This window comes from Citrobacter sp. L55, from assembly GCF_002850715.1.
Lineage (GTDB): Bacteria > Pseudomonadota > Gammaproteobacteria > Enterobacterales > Enterobacteriaceae > Citrobacter > Citrobacter braakii.
In genome coordinates, this window is sequence record NZ_KZ559418.1 from 1 (window position 1) to 18222 (window position 18222).

General features: G+C 51.7%; 22 protein-coding genes and 1 pseudogene. 19 read left to right on the top strand and 4 right to left on the bottom strand.

Features of this window, described 5'->3' with window-relative positions:
- Positions 1 to 286 precede the first annotated feature (286 nt).
- From B9P82_RS24475 to cmoB, 17 genes and pseudogenes are all read left to right on the top strand, one after another.
- Complete coding sequence (locus B9P82_RS24475) at positions 287 to 658, top strand: hypothetical protein (protein ID WP_001515608.1); 372 nt, start codon at positions 287 to 289, stop codon at positions 656 to 658.
- 56 nt (positions 659 to 714) lie between these two features.
- A complete protein-coding gene (locus B9P82_RS24480; RefSeq protein WP_101701130.1) occupies positions 715 to 1542 on the top strand; it encodes a YfdQ family protein in 828 nt (275 codons plus the stop codon).
- Positions 1543 to 1670: 128 nt separating this feature from the next.
- Positions 1671 to 2210, top strand: coding sequence for a hypothetical protein (locus B9P82_RS24485; RefSeq protein ID WP_061381733.1), 540 nt, complete (start codon positions 1671 to 1673; stop codon positions 2208 to 2210).
- Positions 2198 to 2374, top strand: a complete 177-nt coding sequence (locus B9P82_RS28575; RefSeq protein WP_164742462.1) for a hypothetical protein — start codon at positions 2198 to 2200, stop codon at positions 2372 to 2374. The genes B9P82_RS24485 and B9P82_RS28575 overlap by 13 nt, the downstream gene beginning before the upstream one ends.
- On the top strand, positions 2371 to 2625 hold the full coding sequence (locus B9P82_RS24490; RefSeq protein WP_049015418.1) for a hypothetical protein: 255 nt from the start codon (positions 2371 to 2373) through the stop codon (positions 2623 to 2625). Before B9P82_RS28575 ends, B9P82_RS24490 begins: the two co-directional genes overlap by 4 nt.
- Positions 2622 to 2966 (top strand): hypothetical protein, encoded by a 345-nt coding sequence (locus tag B9P82_RS24495; protein ID WP_101701131.1) that lies wholly within the window; start codon positions 2622 to 2624, stop codon positions 2964 to 2966. Before B9P82_RS24490 ends, B9P82_RS24495 begins: the two co-directional genes overlap by 4 nt.
- Positions 2959 to 3702: an ead/Ea22-like family protein gene (locus tag B9P82_RS24500; RefSeq protein ID WP_246842163.1), complete on the top strand. Its 744-nt coding sequence runs from the start codon at positions 2959 to 2961 to the stop codon at positions 3700 to 3702. The genes B9P82_RS24495 and B9P82_RS24500 overlap by 8 nt, the downstream gene beginning before the upstream one ends.
- Before the next feature lie 2 nt (positions 3703 to 3704).
- Entirely contained in the window at positions 3705 to 3893 is a 189-nt protein-coding gene (locus tag B9P82_RS24505) for a hypothetical protein (protein ID WP_101701132.1), read from the top strand.
- A 162-nt stretch (positions 3894 to 4055) separates the two neighbouring features.
- Positions 4056 to 4346, top strand: a pseudogene (locus B9P82_RS29145) (DUF550 domain-containing protein); the annotation flags it as partial.
- Between the two features lie 23 nt (positions 4347 to 4369).
- The gene (locus B9P82_RS24515) at positions 4370 to 4624 is read left to right on the top strand and encodes a DUF4222 domain-containing protein (RefSeq protein ID WP_053390038.1); all 255 of its coding nucleotides are present in this window, start codon (positions 4370 to 4372) and stop codon (positions 4622 to 4624) included.
- 21 nt (positions 4625 to 4645) lie between these two features.
- On the top strand, positions 4646 to 5218 hold the full coding sequence (locus tag B9P82_RS24520; protein ID WP_065944759.1) for a 3'-5' exonuclease: 573 nt from the start codon (positions 4646 to 4648) through the stop codon (positions 5216 to 5218).
- A 37-nt stretch (positions 5219 to 5255) separates the two neighbouring features.
- A complete protein-coding gene (locus B9P82_RS24525) occupies positions 5256 to 5492 on the top strand; it encodes an excisionase family protein (protein WP_065944758.1) in 237 nt (78 codons plus the stop codon).
- A 58-nt stretch (positions 5493 to 5550) separates the two neighbouring features.
- Positions 5551 to 6864 (top strand): tyrosine-type recombinase/integrase, encoded by a 1314-nt coding sequence (locus B9P82_RS24530; RefSeq protein WP_065944757.1) that lies wholly within the window; start codon positions 5551 to 5553, stop codon positions 6862 to 6864.
- A complete protein-coding gene (locus B9P82_RS24535; RefSeq protein WP_101701134.1) occupies positions 6843 to 7616 on the top strand; it encodes a DUF72 domain-containing protein in 774 nt (257 codons plus the stop codon). The genes B9P82_RS24530 and B9P82_RS24535 overlap by 22 nt, the downstream gene beginning before the upstream one ends.
- Before the next feature lie 52 nt (positions 7617 to 7668).
- Positions 7669 to 8064 (top strand): MAPEG family protein, encoded by a 396-nt coding sequence (locus B9P82_RS24540; RefSeq protein ID WP_016153418.1) that lies wholly within the window; start codon positions 7669 to 7671, stop codon positions 8062 to 8064.
- 40 nt (positions 8065 to 8104) lie between these two features.
- Positions 8105 to 8848 carry a carboxy-S-adenosyl-L-methionine synthase CmoA gene (gene cmoA, locus B9P82_RS24545; protein WP_016153419.1) on the top strand — a complete coding sequence of 248 codons (744 nt, stop codon included), beginning with the start codon at positions 8105 to 8107 and terminating at the stop codon, positions 8846 to 8848.
- The gene (gene cmoB, locus B9P82_RS24550; RefSeq protein WP_016153420.1) at positions 8845 to 9813 is read left to right on the top strand and encodes a tRNA 5-methoxyuridine(34)/uridine 5-oxyacetic acid(34) synthase CmoB; all 969 of its coding nucleotides are present in this window, start codon (positions 8845 to 8847) and stop codon (positions 9811 to 9813) included. Before cmoA ends, cmoB begins: the two co-directional genes overlap by 4 nt.
- Positions 9814 to 9979: 166 nt before the next feature.
- Here the strand turns inward: cmoB and cutC are convergent, their stop codons facing one another.
- Both cutC and B9P82_RS24560 read right to left on the bottom strand, forming a co-directional pair.
- Positions 9980 to 10726: a copper homeostasis protein CutC gene (cutC, locus tag B9P82_RS24555; protein ID WP_101701135.1), complete on the bottom strand. Its 747-nt coding sequence runs from the start codon at positions 10724 to 10726 to the stop codon at positions 9980 to 9982.
- 2 nt (positions 10727 to 10728) lie between these two features.
- Positions 10729 to 11295: a VOC family protein gene (locus tag B9P82_RS24560; protein WP_101701136.1), complete on the bottom strand. Its 567-nt coding sequence runs from the start codon at positions 11293 to 11295 to the stop codon at positions 10729 to 10731.
- Between the two features lie 238 nt (positions 11296 to 11533).
- Here B9P82_RS24560 and argS point away from each other — a divergent pair, with 238 nt between their 5' ends.
- Positions 11534 to 13267, top strand: coding sequence for an arginine--tRNA ligase (gene argS / locus B9P82_RS24565; RefSeq protein ID WP_016153423.1), 1734 nt, complete (start codon positions 11534 to 11536; stop codon positions 13265 to 13267).
- Positions 13268 to 13450: 183 nt separating this feature from the next.
- Complete coding sequence (gene mrdA, locus B9P82_RS24570) at positions 13451 to 15370, top strand: penicillin-binding protein 2 (RefSeq protein ID WP_080858821.1); 1920 nt, start codon at positions 13451 to 13453, stop codon at positions 15368 to 15370.
- Here the strand turns inward: mrdA and B9P82_RS24575 are convergent.
- Positions 15342 to 16481 carry a beta-galactosidase BglB gene (locus B9P82_RS24575; protein ID WP_049283059.1) on the bottom strand — a complete coding sequence of 380 codons (1140 nt, stop codon included), beginning with the start codon at positions 16479 to 16481 and terminating at the stop codon, positions 15342 to 15344. The two genes, mrdA and B9P82_RS24575, sit on opposite strands and share 29 nt — an antisense overlap.
- Positions 16482 to 18068, bottom strand: coding sequence for an MFS transporter (locus B9P82_RS24580; protein ID WP_016153426.1), 1587 nt, complete (start codon positions 18066 to 18068; stop codon positions 16482 to 16484).
- Positions 18069 to 18222 lie beyond the last annotated feature (154 nt).

Sequence of the window (18222 nt, forward strand, 5' to 3'; positions counted from 1 at the left end):
AGCGACTTAGAAGGATACCACCGCGCCTGATGTGGTTAAAAGCAGGCCAAAGCAATAACAAGTAACTCCCTGTTCTGGCGGCCCGGTGTTTTCCCGTTTGTCCGGTAACCGCCAGCCTTTTTCAGGGCACAACAGAAAAGGGCATCACCGGGCGACGGGCTCATAACCCAATCCACCCGGGCAAAAAGAAAGCGGTCTCTGCAAACCGCCGACCAATGCAGGTGCCCTTCTCTGTTGTGTATGGAGAAAGTTCGGCGGTTGCAGCCGCCTTAACGAGGGTAAAACCATGAGTAATGACCGCATGACCGTAGTGCCAGATTTTCTTGGCGAACTGGATGCCGGCGTGTTCATGAACAAAATCGCGGCAGCACTTAATACCACCGCGCTTGGGGTTCTGAACAACGGCAACAAAGGCAAAGTAGTCCTCACATTTGATTTTGAGCGTATGGGTAATTCCGTTGAAGAGAAGCGCGTGAAGATCAAGCACAAGCTGAACTACAGCACCCCAACACCGCGTGGTAAAGCCTCCGAAGAGGACACAACCGAAACACCGATGTGGGTCAACAAAGGCGGGAAGCTCACCATCCTGCAGGAAGATCAGGGTCAGCTGTTCGGGATCACTGGCGCGGTGGATGGAAAGCTTAAAGCGGCTCAGTGATCCGCAACAACAAACTCACTGATACCACTTTGATCATCAGTTAATAAGGAATTTTTATGTCTCAGTTAGACAGCGGTACCTTCAAGCAGGTCAAAGACCTGGTTCTTTCCGGTTATCACCTGAATGATATTCATGGCCTGGCTTGCCCGACCGCATTACTGCCAGAGGGTACTGGCGTTGAAAGCCTCGAGCGCTTTTCTCTGGAGCGTTTCCGCTTTCGTGGCACCATGGCCACAACCAGTATTGACGACTTCGCACGTTATTCTAAAGGTTACGCTAGCGACAGTGAGCCAGCTCGTTGCTTTATTGACGCTGACAACATGACCGCCCGTTCAGTGTTCAACATCGGCACCCTGGATAATCCCGGTCACGCCGATAACGTTGCTTCAATCACCCTGAAGAAAACCGCCCCGTTCCGCGCGCTACTGCAAATCGACGGTCAACGTCTGAAGCAAAAGCAAATCGCCGAATGGCTGGAAGACTGGAGCGATTACCTTCTGGCGTTTGATGCTGATGGCAATACGATGCAGATTTCCCAGGCAGCTCAGGCTGTGCGTCGTATCACTATTCAGCAAGCAACACAGCAGGACCATGAAACTGGTGATTTCGCTGGTAAAAAATCGCTGATGCAAAGCGTTGAAGCAAGCAGCAAAGACGTAATGCCTGTGGCGTTCGAGTTCAAATGTGTGCCGTATGAAGGTCTGGGCGAACGCCGCTTTAACTTGCGTAACAGCCTGCTGACCAGCGATGAACCCTGCTTTGTTCTGCGCATCGTCCAACTTGAAGCCCAGGAAGAAGAGATCGCCAACGAATTCCGCGATTTGCTGATCAGCAAGTTCGAAGGTGAATCAGTGGAAACTTTCATCGGTAACTTTAAAGCCTAATTGCTCTGCATTAAATCCCCGGCGCCGCGGGGATTTATTGAAGCGTAATTCCATTAATTATCGCCACCCGGCGAGGGATTCGTGCAACCAAAATCTGCGCGGTGCAGCGCGCCAATATGGAGAAAACCATGAGCTACATTCAGACATTATCCGGCAAACACTTTAATTACCTCGATATCCAACAGGACGATATCGTGATCGAAGATATCGCTACCGCGTTGTCTCATATCTGCCGCTTTGCAGGGCATCTTCCTGAGTTTTACAGCGTCGGCCAACATAGCGTTTTAACCAGCCACCTCGTTCCGCAGGAGTTTGCATTAGAAGCCCTGCTTCATGATGCCGCCGAAGCCTACCTGCAGGATATACCCTCACCGCTTAAGCGCCTGTTACCTGATTACCAGGTGATCGAAGCTCGCGTAGACGCAGCTATTCGCCAGAAATTTGGCCTACCGACGGGGCAACACCCAACCGTGAAATATGCCGATCTGGTGATGCTTGCCAGCGAACGCCGCGATTTTGAGATTGACGAAGGTTCCGTGTGGCCTTGCCTCGAGGGAGTTGTCCCAACGGATCTATTCATCATCAACCCAGTTCGTCCAGGCCAGTCATATGGCATGTTCATTAATCGCTTCAACGAATTGATGGAGCAGCGCCAATGCGCCGCATGAAGGTAAAAGAACTCGTAGCGGAGGCTTTTGCCTCCGTTGCTGAGTTGCCACCAAAGCATGCACTGCTTATGCGCGAAGTCGCCACCAGACTGGACGCTACGTTCGCAGCATTAAAAGAGTCTCTGGTGCAACTGGAACAGGAACGTAAAGGTAAAACGCCATGACCGTATTTGAATATCTCCAGGCTCATCCGAATACCACCAGCGGTGAAATCGCCAAAGGTATGAACAAAAAGACACCCGCGGTCGCTGGCGCATTATCGCAACTCTATGGCACCGGCCGGATCGTGAAGTCTGGTGTTCGCAAGGGAATTCCTACTTACCGTGTTAACGATATGCCGTTTGGGTGCAGTAACAGCTTAACCATGATGTTTAACCAGCTATTAAACACAGCCAGAAAGGGAGCTGCACAATGAGTAAATCTCTGAACGCACGTTGCATCCGTCGCTGGACCGTCGAATTTAAAGGCCGCTGCGACTCGAAACACAGTCCGTACTGGCGTAAGCACTACCTTCGCAGTTACATCCGGGAATGTGCCCTGACTACCGCTGATTGCATGGTAGAGCGTATGGCAGAGGATAATGCGATGGTAGATTTTCAGGAGACTAATCGAGGGTGGTCGCCGGAGTTCTCTGCCTGGTACCACGAACGCCGTGAACAGTATCTCAAAGAAGCTCGTGACTATCTGAACGAAGACGCCACCAATGACGAGATCGACGAGGAAATCCAGAACGAGCTGGAGGCCTGGAATGACTAACAGCCCAATGACAGCACTCAACAAACAGGCGCTGCGTGAGCGCTATTCAGAAAAACCAGCGCCGAAATGCCATATCTGCGGGTCTGTCATGACAATCCAGCGTGCCGGTGGTGGAAGTGTCGTATACGGATGCACTGGCCGAATCGATAAGGATGGCGAAGGATACAAATTTGCTGAGGGTCGAGACTTCGCAGACGACCATTATGCTCGTTCTCGCGTAACCGATTATGGCCCTGGCGGCGATCCTGAGGTTCTGGCGCTGCTGGATGAGCTGGAAGCCGCAGAGAAGCGCATAGCAGAACTGTTAAGCGAGAACGCTGGGCTAAATAACAGCGTTGAAAATGCGGCAGGATGCATCAATGCCGCGTATGCAGAGGGGCTTATTGATGTGCTCAGTGAAAGCAATGACGAGCGCTTGGTTTACCTGGTTAAGCGTCGTTTGCTGTTTGCCTACCTTCCGGTAGAAACCCCGGCAACAAATGAAGAGCTTATTGCTATGGGTGATTGGGTTCTGCGTGAGCAACTGGAGGATGGTACCCGTGCCATCAAAACCCTTAACCGGCGCATAGCAGAACTGGAGGCGCGGGATGAGACTAAATTTGTGAAGTGCTGTTCATGCAAACATGACATCGAGGTATTGGCGATAGTTGATTGTGATGGATATTGCCCTCGCTGCGCTTCTCCAATTGACCTCGATGACGAACCATACGCTGGCATTGGCGTGAAGGGGGAGTGAGCATGGCTGACAAATCACCTTTAGAGCGTTTGCAGTCTGCAAACAAAGAGAATCAGAGAATGGTCATGGTGAGCGTCGGAACGCTCAAAGCAGCGCGAAGTGAAATTATGGCCCACGTCTCCGTAAACGGGAAAGGAGTGATGACAGATATCGTTCTTAATCAAATTAACGCAGTTATCGGGAAGGACTAACCCATGACAACTAACCACCAGGCGCACGGTCCTGTATCACTCGATCGCCTGCACCAGATACGCGAAATACTCAGCAAAGCAGCAGCACAAAGCGACGGCGGTAATCTAGGCTACGCAATGGCTGATGCTGTGAAGGTGATTGATATTGATGGGGCTATTGCCCGCGAGCTGGTACGCCGTGAGCATGCAGCGTGGTCACAGGCTACTTTCGGCGATGTCGGTCCAGTTGGTCCGCTGAAGCACCTTTCCAAAGAAGCGCTCGAGGCTGCTGCTGAACCAGGCGACCTTAGCGAATGGGCTGACATGCAATTCCTGTTATGGGATGCGCAACGTCGTGCCGGTATCAGTGATGAGCAGATTACCCAGGCAATGATAAAAAAGCTGGCTATAAATAAGGTTCGCCAATGGCCTGAGCCGAAAGACGGGGAACCTCGATTGCATATCAAAGAACAGTCAGAGCAGGAGAAAAAATAAGAATGTTTAGCCTGATTCGGCGCGGTCAAATCTACACGGACAGTAGCAACTGGCCCGTAATTATCCATAGCTGTAGTGATCACTCGGTCCGAATTAAACGCAATGATGGCGGGCTGAGAACGATTAGCATCAAACGCTTTAACGAAGATTTTGAACGAGTGGAGCATGATGAGTATCGCAAAATATGTGCCGAAATAGAGCAGGAAACAAACCTGAAAAACCTACGTGCGATGCGTCGCGGCAAGATTACTGAATAGCCAAACAGGAGAATATTTAACGTGAACAACTTAATGATCGACCTTGAGTCCATGGGCAAAAAACCGAATGCCCCTATCGTCTCCATTGGTGCCGTATTCTTCGATCCGCAAAGCGGTGAATTGGGTCAGGAGTTTTACACCGCCGTTAACCTTGAAAGCGCTATGGAGCAGGGAGCGGTGCCGGATGGTGACACTATTCTATGGTGGTTAAGACAAAGCTCAGAAGCGCGATCAGCAATCTGTGTTGATGATGCGATGCCGATATCGTCTGCCCTATCTGAACTGAGCCATTTCATTAATCGGCATTCTGATAACCCAAAATATTTAAAAGTTTGGGGCAATGGAGCTACTTTCGACAACGTTATATTGCGCGGCGCATATGAGCGCGCCGGCCAGGTTTGTCCGTGGCAATTTTGGAACGATCACGACGTCAGAACCATCGTCACATTAGGCAGAGTTGTGGGTTTCGATCCAAAGCGAGATATGCCATTCGATGGGGTTGCACATAACGCACTGGCCGATGCGCGACATCAGGCAAAATACGTGTCCGCGATCTGGAATAAGTTGATTCCGGCCACCAGCAGCGATCTGTAATTCCCCTGGGTGCAGCCAGGGTAATGGATAAATAACCATGAGCAATATTCTCCAGTTAGCCCCCAACGAGTGGGTCTGTGAAAGCGTTCTTATCGCGGTTACCGGGCTCAAACCCGGTACCATCCTCCGAGCCAGAAAAGAATGCTGGATGGTTGGGAGGGAGTATATCCACGTATCGCCTGACGGGAATCCTAAACCTTCCAGTGAGTGCATGTATAACAGAAAGGCTGTAGATGCCTGGGTCGCTTCAATGAAAAGCAAGCAGCCAGGGTGATTTGATGCCATGAAAAAGGTAAGCTCGTATCGCTCTTGGGCGTCTGGAGGTAACACCAATGGATAAAGTCACATATCCAACAGGCGTCGAAAACCACGGTGGCACTTTACGCATCTGGTTTAATTTTAAAGGTAAGCGTGTCAGGGAAAGTCTCGGTGTCCCTGACACCGCTAAGAACAGGAAGATAGCCGGGGAACTGCGGACATCAGTATGTTTTGCCATCCGCACAGGAACATTTGATTATGCAACCCAGTTTCCTGACTCCCCTAACCTCAAGGCTTTTGGTGTAAGTAAAAAAGACATTACAGTGAAAGAACTTGAAGAAAAATGGCTGGATCTGAAACGGATGGAAATCTGCGCGAACGCATTCAATCGCTATGAGTCTGTCGCAAGGAATATGGTGCCGAGGATCGGAGGTAATCGCCTGGCGTCAGCAGTAACCAAAGAGGAATTGCTGTATCTCAGGAAAGATTTGCTAACTGGTTACCAGAATCCGACGAAGAACAAATCCCCGGCAAAAGGGCGAAGCGTTGTTACTGTGAACTATTACATGACGACAATGGCCGGAATGTTTCAGTTTGCTGCGGATCACGGTTACTTAGAGGTGAACCCATTCGAGGGAATTAAGCCTCTGAAAAAAGCCAGGGCAGAACCAGATCCTCTTTCTCGTGATGAATTTATTCGCCTGATAGATGCATGCCGGCATCAGCAGACGAAAAACCTGTGGTCATTAGCAGTGTACACAGGAATGCGTCACGGGGAACTGGTCTCCCTGGCCTGGGAAGATATCGACCTGAAGGCGGGAACAATTACCGTCAGGCGTAATTATACGAAACTTGGTGAGTTCACTCTACCGAAAACCGAGGCAAGCACAGATCGAGTGGTGCATCTTATCCAGCCCGCAATCAGTATCCTGAAAAATCAGGCTGAAATGACAAGGCTGGGCAGGCAACATCACATTGAAGTTCAGTTACGTGAGTATGGCCGTGTGGTGAACCATGAGTGTACATTCGTCTTTAACCCGCATGTGGTAAGACGCAGTAAGCAGGTCGGATTTATCTACCGGGTCGATTCTGTAGGCGACTCATGGGAAGCGGCACTAAAGCGCGCAGGAATCAGACACAGAAAGGCGTACCAGTCACGACATACCTATGCGTGCTGGTCATTATCTGCTGGTGCAAACCCGAGTTTTATTGCCAGTCAGATGGGGCATGCGAGCGCCCAGATGGTGTTCAATGTGTATGGTGCATGGATGGCTGACAGCAGCGCAGAGCAGATCGCAATGCTGAATCAGAAGCTGGCAGATTTTGCCCCATTGATGCCCCATAGCCACGAGAACAGTGCGGGAGGATTATTAAAATCAGTAAGTTAACCTCTAACGCCCGTCATGTTAACTGCGTGGAGGGTAATACCACGCTGTACGCGCTGCCAAAAGCCGACATTGTGGCCCGCTGGCATGCGCAGACTACCGATGTGTTTCGATTTTGTTTTAAGTTTCCGGCCACCATTTCGCATCAGGCCGCGCTGCGTAATTGCGATGACCTGGTACACGAGTTTTTCACGCGCATGTCGCCACTTGAATCACGCATTGGGCAATACTGGCTGCAATTACCCGCAACTTTTGGCCCGCACGACCTGCCAGCCTTGTGGCAGTTTCTCGATGCGCTCCCCAAATCCTTTACCTACGGTGTGGAAGTTCGCCATCCGGACTTCTTTGCCAAAGGCGAAACAGAGCAACGATTCAATCGAGGCCTACATGAGCGCAGGGTAAATCGGGTGATTCTGGACAGTCGACCGGTACATGCCGCAATACCACATACTGAAGCGATACGCGACGCCCAGCGCAAGAAGCCAAAGGTTCCGGTGCATGCGGTGGTGACGGCAAACCATCCGATGGTACGCTTTATCGGCAGCGATAATATGGCACAAAACAGCGCGCTTTTTGCCGTCTGGCTGACCAAGCTGTCGCAATGGCAACAAACCACAACGCCGTATCTGTTTTTACATACCCCGGATATCGCGCAGGCCCCGGAGCTTGTCGATACGCTATGGGCAAATTTACGCAGCGCCCTGCCAGAGATCGGATCAGCTCCGTCTATTCCACAGCAATCTTCTCTTTTCTGAAAATGCCACCTATCATAGTCAATGCCATCAGCCATTTTAAAAGGGAGTTTGTATGGTAAGCGCGCTTTATGCCGTATTGGGTGCGTTATTGTTAATTAAGTTCTCCTTTGACGTCGTTCGCCTGCGCATGCAATACCGCGTTGCATATGGTGACGGAGGTTTTAGCGAACTACAAAGCGCTATCCGCATTCACGGTAATGCGGTGGAATATATTCCCGTCGCATTGGTGCTGCTGTTATTTATGGAAATGAACGGCGCAGAAACGTGGATGGTGCATATTTGCGGGCTGATTTTGATTGCCGGACGACTGATGCATTATTACGGATTCCATCACCGGCTTTTCCGCTGGCGCCGTTCAGGCATGAGTGCGACCTGGTGTTCGCTGTTGCTAATGGTGCTGGCGAATCTTTGGTATATGCCCTGGGAGTTGGTTTTCTCCCTGCATTAGCGCACAATACGCCACTTTATTTTTCCCGGATTTTTACGTTATGTCTCACCGCGACACGCTTTTTTCTGCGCCTATCGCCAGTCTGGGTGACTGGACCTTTGATGAACGGGTAGCTGAAGTCTTCCCGGATATGATCCAGCGATCCGTTCCTGGCTATTCCAATATCATTTCTATGATTGGGATGTTGGCCGAACGTTTCGTACAACCCAACACACAGGTCTACGATCTGGGCTGTTCTCTGGGCGCTGCGACGCTCTCGGTGCGTCGCAATATTCATCACGAGAATTGCAAAATTATTGCCGTTGATAACTCCCCGGCTATGGTTGAGCGTTGCCGCCGTCATATTGACGCCTATAAAGCGCCGACACCGGTTGACGTTGTCGAAGGCGATATTCGCAACATTACTATCGAAAACGCCTCGATGGTGGTGCTGAATTTTACCCTGCAATTCCTTGAGCCACCTGAGCGCCAGGCATTGTTGGATAAGATTTATCAGGGGCTGAACCCCGGCGGCGCGCTGGTGCTGTCTGAGAAATTCAGTTTCGAAGACGCTAACGTTGGCGAGCTGCTGTTCAACATGCACCACGATTTCAAACGAGCAAATGGCTATAGCGAGCTGGAAATCAGCCAAAAGCGCAGCATGCTGGAGAACGTGATGCTGACCGACTCGGTCGAAACGCACAAAGCGAGACTGCATCAGGCGGGCTTTGAACACAGCGAATTGTGGTTCCAGTGCTTTAACTTTGGTTCTCTGGTGGCACTGAAAGCTGAGGTTAGCGCATGATCGACTTTGGTAACTTTTATCAACTGATTGCCAAAAATCACCTTTCCCATTGGCTGGAAACGCTCCCGGCGCAAATCGCGACCTGGCAGCGCGATCAGCACGGCTTGTTTAAGCAGTGGTCAAATGCGGTCGAGTTTCTGCCCGAGCTGACGCCGCATCGCCTGGACTTACTGCATAGCGTTACCGCCGAAAGCGATGAGCCGCTCAGCGACGGTCAGCTCAAACGTATCGACACCCTGATGCGTAACCTGATGCCATGGCGTAAAGGGCCGTACTCGTTGTACGGCGTCAATATAGATACCGAGTGGCGCTCGGACTGGAAATGGGATCGCGTTCTGCCGCACTTGTCTGACCTCACCGGGCGCACCATTCTTGATGTCGGCTGCGGGAGTGGATATCACATGTGGCGCATGATTGGCGCGGGGGCGCATCTGGCGGTTGGCATCGATCCTACCCAGCTGTTTCTGTGCCAGTTTGAGGCAGTACGTAAACTGCTGGGCAATGACCAGCGCGCTCACCTGCTGCCGCTGGGTATTGAGCAGCTTCCGGCGCTCAACGCCTTTGATACCGTATTCTCCATGGGAGTGCTTTATCACCGCCGTTCACCGCTGGAACACCTGTGGCAGTTGAAGGATCAGTTGGTGAAAGATGGCGAACTGGTACTGGAAACGCTGGTCGTCGAAGGTGATGAAAATACCGTACTGGTACCGGGCGATCGCTACGCGCAGATGCGTAACGTTTACTTTATTCCTTCTGCGTTGGCGTTAAAAAACTGGCTGGAAAAATGTGGGTTTGTTGATGTGCGCATCGCTGATGTCTGCGTCACCACCACCGAAGAGCAGCGCCGCACCGAGTGGATGATAACCGAATCCCTGGCCGACTTCCTCGACCCGAACGATCACAGCAAAACGGTGGAAGGCTACCCGGCCCCATTACGCGCGGTATTGATTGCACGTAAGCCGTAGTTATTTTTGCCAGATAGCACTCTTTCTGCAAAATAGTTCAAGTTGCAGAAAGGCAGCCAACTCCGCTGCGGCTTGAAATATGCAGGATAAAAAAAGGCCCCTGTTGAAATTGCAGGGGCCTGGTACGAGCAAGCATCATATTGGGCGACATGATGCAACGGTAAAATCAGCTGGCCTGGTGGTGTGCAATGATTGCTTTCATTTCCGCAACCGCCGCCCCGTCTACCGCATAGCGTGAATACTCATCCGCCTGTGCATCCGAAGACATCGACAACCTCGAATTGCGATAACGCATGGGGGAAGCCAACCATACTCCGGCAGAACTGTGGACTTCCTGCACTCCAGCATCAAGGAACAGGGACAAATTCGAGGCGCGAACCCCCGCTCCGGCCATAATGATTGGAGCATCCCCCTGCGCAATAAGTTCCATAATTTTTGTTAAACCTTGCACCGCATCTGATTTTTGCCCGGAAGTCAGCACTCTGGCGACGCCCAAATCAGCTAATTTTTTTAGCGCATTGAGTGGGTTAGCGCACATGTCAAAGGCCCGATGAAAAGTGACGTGCAGCGTTCCCGCCGCAATCATTATTTTCTCCATGCGCGGCATATCGACATCACCCTCTGCATCTAAAATGCCGGTTACCAACCCTGAGAACCCCAGTTCTCTTACTATCGCAATATCATCCAGCATTGCAGCGAATTCACCGTCGGTGTAACAAAAGTCGCCCCCGCGCGGGCGAATAATGGGATTGACCGGAATCGAGATATGCTGGCGAACCGAACGCAAGACGCCCAGGGACGGCGTTAAGCCCCCCTCTTTGGGCGCCGAGCAAAGCTCAATGCGATCCGCGCCGTTTTGCTGCGCCGTGCGCGCGCACTCCATGCTGTAACAGCAGATTTCCAGTAATGCCATACTCACTCCTGACGTTCGCTTGCCACAATGGCTTCAATCGACCACGGATGGAATTTTATCGTCACGCTGCCATCGCTGACCGCCAGCGTTGGATTCGGTAAACGTTCGCGCTCGCCTTTTGGCGAACTGGTTTTTACAAATATACCCGGCTGGCTCAGCCCGTGATCTGAAAGCAGCGCCAGCGCTCGTGCATTCAGCGTCTCCACCTCACCCGGCAGAACAATTTCAACATGCTCCCAGCCTTCATGCGGATAACGCTTTTCGCCCGGCCACGGCAGTTCTACGATAGAAAATTGCCAGTGTTGCACACAAACTGGCTCATCGAGTTTGAACAAGCAAATCGGTCGGCCATTGATGATATTTTCTGACATCAATTCGCCGCACTGTTCAAACCCACGACGCCAGCGCTCTGCGGTGGTATTTTGATGACAACGCAGAGAAATGTGATCGGCTTCAAGCGATGAGATATCCAGCCCAAGGCGAGTGGAAAGATCCGTTAACGCCTGAATGAAATGCGGTAAATCTGCGGAAATATCATGCAGTTCTGCAACTGTTTGCCAGTTCGCCATAATGAAAGCTCATATCCATATTCAAAGCCGCTAATTTACCCTGTTGCGCAGCCCCAACCAACTGCTGATTTTCTTAAGCGCAATATGAATAATTATACGTAATGACAATGTTTATATTTCAGGCTGCTGGCGATACTCGCAATGCTGACGGCAACGGGCATTTGCAGTATACTCCCGCCCTTAATTCTTAAACTGGTGCGGTGCATTTTAAGCCGCTTCATAAATGTAAGGTATTCCGGTGAATATTCAGGCTCTTCTCTCAGAAAAAGTCAGTCAGGCCATGATTGCTGCAGGCGCGCCTGCAGATTGCGAACCGCAGGTTCGTCAGTCAGCAAAAGTACAGTTCGGCGACTATCAGGCTAACGGCATGATGGCTGTCGCTAAAAAACTGGGTATGGCGCCGCGACAACTGGCTGAGCAGGTGCTGACTCATTTGGATCTCAACGGGATCGCCAGCAAAGTTGAAATTGCAGGCCCGGGCTTTATCAATATTTTTCTCGATCCGGCATTTCTGGCGCAGCACGTTCAGCAGGCGCTGGCTTCCGATCGTCTGGGCGTCACCCAACCGGCTAAACAAACCGTTGTGGTTGATTACTCCGCACCTAACGTAGCGAAAGAGATGCACGTTGGTCACCTGCGTTCCACCATCATCGGTGACGCTGCGGTGCGTACGCTGGAGTTCCTCGGTCACAATGTTATCCGCGCCAACCACGTCGGCGACTGGGGTACTCAGTTCGGTATGCTCATCGCATGGCTGGAAAAACAGCAGCAGGAAAATGCTGGCGAGATGGCGCTGGCTGACCTTGAAGGTTTCTACCGTGATGCGAAAAAACATTACGACGAAGATGAAGCCTTCGCGGAACGTGCCCGGAGTTATGTCGTGAAGCTGCAAGGCGGCGACGAGTACTTCCGTGAGATGTGGCGCAAACTGGTCGACATCACCATGTCGCAAAACCAGTTAACCTACGATCGCCTGAACGTCACCCTGACCCGTGACGACGTCATGGGTGAAAGCCTGTACAACCCGATGCTGCCTGGCATCGTGGCCGATCTCAAAGCTAAAGGCCTGGCTGTTGAAAGCGAAGGCGCTACCGTCGTATTCCTTGATGAGTATAAGAACAAGGAAGGTGAACCGATGGGCGTAATCATTCAGAAGAAAGATGGCGGCTATCTCTACACCACGACCGACATCGCCTGCGCCAAGTACCGTTATGAAACGCTGCATGCCGACCGCGTACTTTATTACATCGACTCCCGTCAGCATCAGCACTTAATGCAGGCCTGGACCATCGTGCGTAAAGCCGGTTATGTGCCGGACTCTGTGCCGCTGGAACACCACATGTTCGGTATGATGCTGGGTAAAGACGGCAAGCCGTTCAAAACCCGTGCGGGTGGCACGGTTAAACTGGCCGATCTGCTGGATGAAGCGCTGGAACGCGCACGCCGTCTGGTAGCGGAGAAGAACCCGGACATGCCTGCCGACGAGCTGGAAAAACTGGCGAATGCGGTCGGTATCGGCGCGGTGAAATATGCCGATCTGTCCAAAAACCGTACCACCGACTACATCTTCGACTGGGACAATATGCTGGCGTTCGAAGGGAACACTGCGCCGTATATGCAGTACGCCTACACCCGCGTACTGTCCGTGTTCCGTAAAGCGGATATCGACGAAAGCGCGCTGGCAAATGCGCAGGTGATTATCAGTGAAGATCGCGAGGCTCAGTTGGCTGCGCGTCTGCTGCAGTTTGAAGAAACGTTGACCGTTGTTGCACGTGAAGGTACGCCGCACGTGATGTGTGCTTACCTGTACGACGTTGCCGGTCTGTTCTCCGGCTTCTACGAGCACTGCCCTATCCTCAGCGCTGAAAACGAAGAGATTCGTAACAGCCGCCTGAAACTGGCACAGTTGACGGCGAAAACCCTGAAGCTGGGTCTGGATACGCTGGGTATCGAAACCGTAGAACGTATGTAAATCAGCTTACCTATCAGGCCTGACTCCGAAATTCGGACTCAGGCCTTTTTTATTTCTGTAACAGGCCATCTGTAACAACTCACAAGGAATGACACATTTCCGTAGAGATATGGAACATTTTTTGCCTGTCATCCCGTTTAAGCCTCCGTATCATGAGGCGGCGAATTAATCGGGTACGGGTCAATGACATTCAGAGATTTTGAGGCGGAGGAAAAACTCTTCCAGCGGCGTGTATTGGTGGCCTTTGGCCTGGTGGTCATCTGCTTTGGCATCCTGATTTACAATCTCTACAACTTACAAATCTGTCAGCACCAGTATTACACCACCCGCTCAAATGCAAACGACATCAAAATGCTGCCCGTGGCCCCGACGCGTGGCATGATTTACGATCGCAACGGCATCCCGCTGGTGCGCAACGTAACCTGGTACGACATTTCCGTTACGCCTTATAAAATCAGTGATATGAATGCCCTGATCAGGCAGCTCACGCCTATCATTGACCTCACTCCTGATGACATTGACCAGTTTCGCCATGCGCTGAAAGCCAGCAGCCGCTATCGCCCGGTCGTGCTAAAAAATGCGCTGACCGATGTGGAAATCGCCCGCTTCTCGGTTAACCAGTTTCATTTCAGCGGCGTCAATATCAATAGCTATGAAGACCGCCAGTACCCTTATGGCGCAGCGCTGGCGCATGTCCTTGGCTATGTGTCAAAAATCAATGACAACGACCTGAAAGCGCTGGATCAAAAAGGCCTGACAGAGAACTACGCCGCCGATCACAACATCGGTAAGCAGGGTATTGAGCACTACTATGAAAATGAACTGCATGGGAAAACCGGTTATCAGGAGGTCGAAGTTGATAACCACGGACGCATCGTACGTCTGATCAAAGATGTGCCGCCCGTTGCCGGAAAAGATATCCACCTGACGCTGGACCTCCATTTACAGCAATATATTGAGAGTCTGTTGGTGGGCCAGCGGGCCGCCGTTTTGGTTGAGGATCCGCATGACGGTTCCGTGCTGGCAATGGTTTCGAACCCCAGCTATGACCCCAACCCGTTTGTTAAAGGTATCAGCTATCAGGACTATAACAAGCTGCTTCAGGATAAGGACCTGCCGTTAATCAACCGCGTCACGCAGGGGTTGTATCCTCCCGCCTCCACGGTCAAACCGTATATGGCGATGTCAGCATTACTGGACGGCGTGATCACGCCGCAGACCCGTTTCTTCGGCGCCCCCACCTGGACGCTCCCCGGCACTGAGCGACATTACCGTGACTGGAAAAAAACGGGCCACGGTATGCTGGATGTCACCAAAGCAATTGAAGAATCTGCCGACACGTTCTTTTATCAGGTGGCATATATGATGGGGATTGACCGTATTAACAGCATGCTCAGCCAGTTTGGCTATGGCAAGCCGACCGGCATCGATCTTGGTGAGGAGTATAACGGCCTGCTCCCGAGCCGCGAATGGAAGCAGAAAGTGCATAAAAAAGCCTGGTATCAGGGAGATACCATTTCGGTTGGCATCGGCCAGGGCTACTGGATTGCCACGCCGATCCAGATGGTTAAAGCCATGGTCGCGCTGATTAACAACGGCAAGGTTATCGCCCCTCACCTGCTACGTGATGAAGAGAGCGGAAAAGTCATCACGCCGTACCAGGCTCCCGAAGCACCGTCACAAATTGCCTCTGCTTCGTCCCCCTACTGGGGGCTGGTGCGTCAAGCGATGTTCGGCATGGCGAATGAGCCAAACGGTACCGGTTATAAGTTCTTTCACACCGCGCCTTACGGCATTGCAGCGAAAAGTGGCACATCACAGGTCTTTAGCCTGAAAGAAAATCAGACCTACGATGCGAAAATGATCCCCGTGCGTCTGCGCGACCACGTGTTCTATACCGCATTTGCGCCATATAAGAACCCGAAAGTCGCCATAGCGTTAATTCTGGAAAACGGCGGCAGCGATGGCGTCACCGCCGCACCAGTCATGCGTCAAATCATGGATCATCTGTTTGCTGCGCAGGGCGACGATGCTCAAGCGGGTCCGATAGCCGCAACGCCATCGGACACCGATATCAAAAATACTTACGCAAGTATTCGGTAAGGCACAGCATCGCCATCGCCTGACCGTAAGGCATGGAGGTCCGGGGGATGTTGCGGTAGAAATCGAGATTGTGGCCCATCCCGGTACCAAACGAGGTATGCAGCAATTCACCTTCCGGCGAAATATGTTGCACAATGCCTCTGATGGCTTTTTCGGCTACAGCCGCATAGTCTTGTCCGACATAGCGTTTACGTACCGCTTTGAGGATCCCATAGGCAAATCCGGCGGTTGCCGAGGCTTCAAGATACGACTGCGGGTCGTCCAGCAAGGTGTGCCACAGTCCGCTTTCATCCTGGCACTTCGCCAGCGCCGCGATTTGCGCGTTCAAAACCTGCACCAGATAGCGGTGCACTGCATTGTTTTCCGGCAAATCAAGTAATTCGAGGAAATCCGGGATGACTATAGTTAACCAGCTGTTGCCACGCGCCCAGCGAGCGTTGGCGAAGTTATGCTGTCCTTCATAGCTCCAGCCGTGGAACCACAGCCCCGTTTCTTTATCCATCAGGTTTTGCACGTGCAGCAGGAACTGATAGGTTGCCTCTTCAATATACTCGGGACGGTTGAGCAACTTGCCAATCTTCGCCAGCGGTAAGACCGTCATCATCAACGTGTCATCCCACATCTGCTGGTGATTTTCTTCCGCCAGCGTAATATGCTGCATACCGCCGAATTGGGTACGCGGCATGTCATGCATTGCCCACTCAGCCCAGCTGTCAAGCCACGGCAGATACGCGGGATTACGCGTCTCTTCATAGCGATATGCCAGCGTTAAAAACGGCGCCATGGTGTTAACGTTTTTGGTCGTTGCACCTTCCGCAAAGCGATCGGCAAACCAGTTGTCGATAATATCGCGCATCGTGGCATCGCCGGTTTGCTGATAATACTGATACATCCCGTACAAGCCGATGCCGTGCGTCCACTCCCATCCCGCCCAGCCTTTGGTATCAATAACGCGTCCGTCATCCAGACGTAGCAAGAACTCGCCGGTCTCATCATGAATATTGACCAGGTTATGCGTCACCTTTTTGATCAACGCTTTTAATTCATCCCTGGCAATAAAATGTTCTGGCTGGCGCAACAATGGACTGTGTTTAACCGGATAAACAATCATTTACTTAACCTCTGTCAATGTCGAATTCAATACAGCACCCTTTTCCAGTTTCGGTGCCGCTGGTTTATTACGATTCAGGTAACCAATATTGTTGTTACCCCAAAGTGATTCATAAGGCATGCCCGATAGCATCTCTACGGTCGCGCGTCCTTTAGCGGAAAGTCCTTCCAGCACGGGTTGCCCGGACTCACGCATTTTTGCTGTCTCTTCGCGCAGGGTGCTGTGCGTTTGCAGGTTCAGTTTGAAGCGCAAGGAAACCAGGAAACCCAGCGCCAGAACAATCAGCGTTCCGCAGCTCAGAATTAACAGGATGGTATGGCTGACCGCCGCGGGTTGTGCGCTCTGACCGGAGACAAAACCAGACAACTGCATCACAATCCCCACCAGCATCACCGCTCCCGCCTGCGACGCTTTACGCGTTAACGTCATAATGCCGGCGAAGATCCCTTCCCGACGCTGACCGGTGATCACTTCGTCAACGTCGGCAATATAGGTGTAGATATTCCAGGGAACGTAGTTGATACCACCGCGTCCTAAACCCGCAACGGCGGAAACCAATAGCAACAGAGAATAAACATCGCTTAATCCGGCGTAATACAGCCCCGCATAGGAGAGTGAACTGAGGCCAAACAGGACGACCACCATGCGATAAGACGGCGCAGGTCCGAAACGGATGCACAATGGGATCATGGCGATAACGGCAATAAACTGGAAGATAGCCATCGTACCCAGCAGGTTTGACGCCATTGATGCTTCCTGCATCAGCACAAACACCACATAGTAAGTAAAGACGGCGTTAAAGACGTCCTGGGCAATATAGCCGCCAAGATACATTCCTAAATGCTGGCGAAAGATACGGATGCGCAGTGTTGAACTCAGTTCCACAAATAAACGGTTCATACTCTGACTCAAGGTCAGGCTTTTCTTCTCTTCTTCGGCTCGCAGCGCCGCCTCAGTCCACTCTTCCCGTGGGCGTTCCCAGGTAAAGAACCAGACGAAGGTCAGCATCAGTGCACACAGCACAGAAAACACCAGGCTGGCGTAGAAAAAAGAGACGGGGTTGTCCTTGCCAAACAGCGTCAGCAGAACGCCAGGTAAGAATGAGGCCAGAATGGCAGACATTTGCGCCATCGAAATGCGCGCGCCGGAGAATTTGGTTTTCTGTTTAAAGTCATCGGTCATTTCGGGTACCAGCGTTTCGTAAGGCACCAGAATCATGGTGTAGACCACGTCAAAAATCAGATAGGTGAGCAGGTAGTACCAGAACCCCATATCACCCACCCACATTAGTGAGTAGCTAAAGACACAGGGTATCCCCAACAGAATAAAAAACTTGCGTCGCCCAAAGCGTTTGCCGAGCCAGGTGGAGCCAAAGTTATCGGTTAAAAAACCCATTAATGGGCTAACAACGGCATCCAACACCCTGGCGGTAGCGAAGATAAAGGTTGCTTCGATTGGCGTCAGGCCACAGAACGTCGTGTAAAAATAGAGTAGCCAGGCCGCGGTTAACGCCGTGGTGCCTGCGCCTAAAAAATCCCCCGAACCGTAGGCAAAATAGTTAACCAACCCAATTTTACGTGTATTCATTGCCGTTACCCCTGCACATTATTGGGAGGCCCCGCAATCCTCGCTTTGACATTGGGCCTCCTTACAGGGCCACAGTAAAAGCTAACAGCAAGTGAAACCTTTCTATTTTTGCCAGGGGTATTCGTGAAATGGCAACAGCACAAAGAGTCCGGCA

Bases quoted from the DNA above. Each gene is read 5' to 3' on its own strand.
- B9P82_RS24475 (WP_001515608.1), top strand. From the start codon at position 287: ATGAGTAATGACCGCATGACCGTAGTGCCAGATTTTCTTGGCGAACTG.
- B9P82_RS24480 (WP_101701130.1), top strand. From the start codon at position 715: ATGTCTCAGTTAGACAGCGGTACCTTCAAGCAGGTCAAAGACCTGGTT.
- B9P82_RS24485 (WP_061381733.1), top strand. From the start codon at position 1,671: ATGAGCTACATTCAGACATTATCCGGCAAACACTTTAATTACCTCGAT.
- B9P82_RS28575 (WP_164742462.1), top strand. From the start codon at position 2,198: ATGCGCCGCATGAAGGTAAAAGAACTCGTAGCGGAGGCTTTTGCCTCC.
- B9P82_RS24490 (WP_049015418.1), top strand. From the start codon at position 2,371: ATGACCGTATTTGAATATCTCCAGGCTCATCCGAATACCACCAGCGGT.
- B9P82_RS24495 (WP_101701131.1), top strand. From the start codon at position 2,622: ATGAGTAAATCTCTGAACGCACGTTGCATCCGTCGCTGGACCGTCGAA.
- B9P82_RS24500 (WP_246842163.1), top strand. From the start codon at position 2,959: ATGACTAACAGCCCAATGACAGCACTCAACAAACAGGCGCTGCGTGAG.
- B9P82_RS24505 (WP_101701132.1), top strand. From the start codon at position 3,705: ATGGCTGACAAATCACCTTTAGAGCGTTTGCAGTCTGCAAACAAAGAG.
- B9P82_RS24515 (WP_053390038.1), top strand. From the start codon at position 4,370: ATGTTTAGCCTGATTCGGCGCGGTCAAATCTACACGGACAGTAGCAAC.
- B9P82_RS24525 (WP_065944758.1), top strand. From the start codon at position 5,256: ATGAGCAATATTCTCCAGTTAGCCCCCAACGAGTGGGTCTGTGAAAGC.
- B9P82_RS24530 (WP_065944757.1), top strand. From the start codon at position 5,551: ATGGATAAAGTCACATATCCAACAGGCGTCGAAAACCACGGTGGCACT.
- B9P82_RS24540 (WP_016153418.1), top strand. From the start codon at position 7,669: ATGGTAAGCGCGCTTTATGCCGTATTGGGTGCGTTATTGTTAATTAAG.
- cmoA (WP_016153419.1), top strand. From the start codon at position 8,105: ATGTCTCACCGCGACACGCTTTTTTCTGCGCCTATCGCCAGTCTGGGT.
- cmoB (WP_016153420.1), top strand. From the start codon at position 8,845: ATGATCGACTTTGGTAACTTTTATCAACTGATTGCCAAAAATCACCTT.
- cutC (WP_101701135.1), bottom strand. From the start codon at position 10,726: ATGGCATTACTGGAAATCTGCTGTTACAGCATGGAGTGCGCGCGCACG.
- B9P82_RS24560 (WP_101701136.1), bottom strand. From the start codon at position 11,295: ATGGCGAACTGGCAAACAGTTGCAGAACTGCATGATATTTCCGCAGAT.
- mrdA (WP_080858821.1), top strand. From the start codon at position 13,451: ATGACATTCAGAGATTTTGAGGCGGAGGAAAAACTCTTCCAGCGGCGT.
- B9P82_RS24575 (WP_049283059.1), bottom strand. From the start codon at position 16,481: ATGATTGTTTATCCGGTTAAACACAGTCCATTGTTGCGCCAGCCAGAA.
- B9P82_RS24580 (WP_016153426.1), bottom strand. From the start codon at position 18,068: ATGAATACACGTAAAATTGGGTTGGTTAACTATTTTGCCTACGGTTCG.